2 protein-coding genes and 1 pseudogene are annotated in these 3282 nt (G+C 37.7%); 2 read left to right on the top strand and 1 reads right to left on the bottom strand.

Annotated features, from left to right (window positions below; all coding sequences use genetic code 11):
- Together AB685_RS31565 and AB685_RS28965 are read left to right on the top strand one after the other, a co-directional pair.
- Positions 1-679: pseudogene (locus AB685_RS31565) on the top strand (exopolyphosphatase); the annotation flags it as partial.
- Between the two features lie 92 nt (positions 680-771).
- Complete coding sequence (locus tag AB685_RS28965) at positions 772-2883, top strand: RNA degradosome polyphosphate kinase (RefSeq protein ID WP_047974072.1); 2112 nt, start codon at positions 772-774, stop codon at positions 2881-2883.
- Between the two features lie 131 nt (positions 2884-3014).
- On the opposite strand, the gene AB685_RS28960 is transcribed toward AB685_RS28965, so the two are convergent.
- Positions 3015-3282 (bottom strand): transglycosylase SLT domain-containing protein (locus AB685_RS28960; RefSeq protein WP_047974071.1); only part of this gene is annotated, 268 nt, incomplete at its 5' end.

Raw genomic sequence — 3282 nt, 5'->3', positions numbered from 1 at the left:
TGGCCTTCGTGACGGTATTTTATATGAAGAAATGCTACGACCAATGGAAACAAATCGTTTTCCAGTCGTTATTGAAGAAAGCTTCCATCAACTTAGTCATAATTTTGACATCCAGTTAAGTCATGTTAATTATGTAACGAAGCTTGTCAGCATGCTCTATCAACATTTTAAAGAGTTTGCACCAATTTCAGATAGTGACGAGGCWTTGACATTGCTTCGCTACAGCACCAAGGTTTTGTACATTGGAGAATTTATTAACAAAGAATCAAGTAGCACCCACACGTTTTATTTGTTAACGAATATGACTATTGATGGGCTTAATCACAAAGAACGATTAGCGATTGCCTTCATTTCATCCTTTAAATCAAAGTCACAGTTAGTGGGGCTCGCTAAACCATATAAGGATGTAATCTCGAAAAAAGAGCTAAAATGGTATGAATTTTTAGGTTCGTTAATGAAGCTCGCATATAGTTTAAATAAGACGCGTCGCCATATAATAAAACACATCGGAGAACCAACCTTTAACGGTTCTAAAGTTGTGTTACCCCTTCATTATGAAAGTGACTGTTCGTTTGAAAGGGAGTATGCCACAAAGCACAAAAAACACCTTGAGCGCATCACAAACCTAGAGATTGACCTAGAGTTTATCTCTGCTTGGGGTCAGAACGAGTATTCTTAACATAATATTTACATTGTATTGATAAAATGTAGAAGGATACCTGTGATTACTAAATGCTGATTCTCTACTATAAAACAGAAAGGTTGACGCTCATGTCAAAGGAGTCTATCGATCAAGCTCCCATAAACTTTAATGATCCTCATCATTACAATAATCGAGAATTGAGTTGGCTTGCTTTTAACGAGCGAGTACTTGAAGAGGCAATTGATGAAAGGAACCCATTATTAGAGAGATTGAAGTTTTTAGCTATCTTCAGTTCGAATCTAGATGAATTTTTCATGGTCCGCGTTGCAGGGTTAAAAGATCAAGTTAAGGCTGGATTTAATCGTCCTGAAAATAAAGCTGGACTCACCCCAAAGCAACAGCTAAAAGAAATTGCTACAGTTAATCACAGACTCGTTACCCTTCAAGACCGTGTCTTTACAGAAACTCTTGTACCAATGCTCTACCATGAAGGATTTCAGTTTTTAGCCATAAATGAGCTGAACGAAGATCAACTTCACTATCTTAAAAAACGATTTCATCATTATATTTATCCCGTCCTGACCCCAATGGCTATTGATGCGTATCGGCCTTTTCCAATGCTTTTAAATAAAAGTTTGAATTTAGCTGTATTATTAAAAAATGAATTGAACCAAAGAAATCAATTAGCCATTGTACAAGTACCTTCCGTACTCAATCGCTTCATTAGCTTACCTTCTTCAAATAAGAAAGAAGCTTTTATTATGCTTGAGGAAGTCATTAGTCATTTTATTGGTGAATTATTTCWTGGATATGATGTCGTATCCGTATCCCCCTTTCGAATAACCAGAAATGCCGATATGACTATTCACGAGGAAGGCGCACGTGATCTATTGCGTGAAATTGAAAAAGAATTAAAAAAACGCAAATGGGGATCTGGGGTTCGACTTGAGATGCAAGATGGGACAATGAACCCTACTGTTTTGAGCTTATTGCTTGATGTGCTTGAGATTCACAAAGGGGATGTTTACTCCTTTCATGGTCCTCTAGACCTTTCCTTTTTATTTAAATTTTACAGGCAACTTGCCAATGATCATGAGCACTTAGCAAATGAAAACCTGATTCCTCAACCTCCTTTCGATTTGATTGGCGAGGAGAATATTTTTGATGCCATTTCGAAAAAGGATATTTTTTTGCATCATCCATATGAGTCCTTCCAGCCAGTCGTTGACTTCATCTCTCAGGCAGCGGATGACCCAAATGTCTTGGCGATCAAGCAGACGCTCTATCGGGTCAGTGGTGATTCCCCGATCATACAAGCCCTAGAAAGAGCTGCTGAAAACGGAAAGCAAGTGACGGTATTAGTTGAATTAAAAGCTCGCTTTGATGAGGAAAACAATATTCAATGGGCAAAGAAACTTGAAAAGGCTGGCGTCCATGTCATTTATGGTATCACCTCTCTAAAGACTCATAGCAAAATCACCCTCGTTGTTAGGCACCAGGACCATGAAGTGCAACGCTTTGTTCATCTAGGGACCGGTAACTACAATGACTCGACTGCTAAGCAATATACAGATATGGGCTTGTTGACGAGTAATGAGAAAATGGGTATTGATGCCACAAACTTTTTCAATTATCTAAGTGGCTATCGTGAAAAACCGACATGGCACTACCTCTCTACAGCTCCCTTTGATATAAGAGACCAATTTCTACATTTAATTGATCAAGAAATCAAGAATCAACAGCAATACGGCAATGGCCGTATTATCGCCAAAATGAATTCTCTAACGGATAAACCGATTATTTTAAAGCTATATGAAGCATCAAATGCTGGCGTGAAAATCGACCTGATCGTAAGAGGTATTTGTTGCTTACGACCAGGCATTAAAAAAGTTAGTGAAAACATACGAGTCAGAAGCATCGTTGATCGTTTTTTAGAACATAGTCGAATTTTCTATTTTCATCATAATGGAGAAAAAAAGGTTTACCTTTCTTCTGCTGACTGGATGACACGTAATATGGAAAAGCGTATTGAAATTTTGTTTCCTATTCTAAACGCCTCCATAAAAAAACGCATAAAAGAAATCTTGGATATTACACTTCTTGATAACACAAAAGCTCGTGAACAAGACTCAGATGGTAATTATCACTATGTCAAAAAAGCAGATACAGTAACGTCTGTACAATCACAATTAACGTTTTATGAGCAATCCTTTAAGCATGCAGAATCATTTGATGAATGATTAGAGAAGAAAATCTTAATTGAAAGGCAGTTCTTCTCTATCTGATCTTATCCTTCAATTTCCCACCGTAAGTCGATCGTTCGCTGACAAAAAAAGCAGCGAAACCATATCCGGTTTCACTGCTTCCCACATTATTCTTTATTCAGATATGCAAAGCCTTCAAGTGCTTCTGCATTTTCTTGAATTTCTACGGCATACCAGCTAGCGGCATCACCGTTTTCTTCGATATATTTCTCAAGACCGTACATCCCACGGTGATAGGCTGTTAGTGCATSATCCCAATCATCATAACGATCATGTAAAAACCCTAAATATTCGATCGCTAATTCAATCGAATAAATGGGATCATACAATAGATCATCTGCATAATCCAATCCTGCTTTATCTGCAATCCATGGT

The sequence above is a fragment of the Bacillus sp. LL01 genome (genome assembly GCF_001037965.1).
Note: the sequence above shows the minus strand (reverse complement) of the source record. Positions and strands in the feature narration are given on the sequence as shown.